1 protein-coding gene is annotated in these 639 nt (G+C 54.9%); it reads right to left on the bottom strand.

Features of this window, described 5'->3' with window-relative positions; all coding sequences use genetic code 11:
• On the bottom strand, positions 1 to 614 hold a 614-nt coding region (locus J7438_RS26830; RefSeq protein WP_286196974.1), incomplete at its 3' end, for a DUF2586 domain-containing protein.
• Between the last annotated feature and the right edge of the window lie 25 nt (positions 615 to 639).

Below are 639 nucleotides of genomic sequence, written 5' to 3'. Positions count from 1 at the left end.
CGCAGGGGCTTCATAAAATAGGTGCTGTTAAAGGCAATAGACTGAGGCGAGCTGTTCAGCAGCCGGTTACCGATGCGAGCCACCGCCAGCAGGTAAATACGTCTGGCGGCTTTGTCTGCCACCCTCAGATTTTCAATAACCCGGTAATCACTGGTTTCAGAGGCGAGTGTAAAACCGTCAGACGTGTAGGTGCCGTCATAGTCCTCATACCATGTAGGAACGGTTAAACGGCCATTATTGTGTAAGTCCAGCAGCACCGATTTATTTAGTTCCAGCCCGTTGGCATCGGTGGGGCGTTCGGCGTAGTTACCCAGCAGGGTGCCGGTGGCCACTCGCATGGGGGAATCAGCAACGCTCACTGCTTTGTTGGCCAGTCGTCCCGCCAGGGCTCCGAGAAAATCCGGATAGAGCAGGGGCACAGTCACCACTCGATCCGCTGCCACGTTCTCTGTCACGGTTTTAGCCTGGGCGCTGTAATCGCTCCAGCTTTCTTCAGCAGCAGGGCCTCGGAATGCGCTTTGGAAAAACACCCGGCGCTGATATTTGCCGATGATCTCCATGGCGGTGGATTGCATATCCTCCAGATCGGCTTTGACAGAAACCGGATCAGCCATCACCACGGATTCCACGCTGAAATTG

Origin of the sequence: Thalassotalea sp. G20_0, assembly GCF_017744175.1 — a bacterium.
Lineage (GTDB): Bacteria > Pseudomonadota > Gammaproteobacteria > Pseudomonadales > Endozoicomonadaceae > Endozoicomonas.
This window is presented reverse-complemented; position numbering and strand designations above follow the sequence as displayed.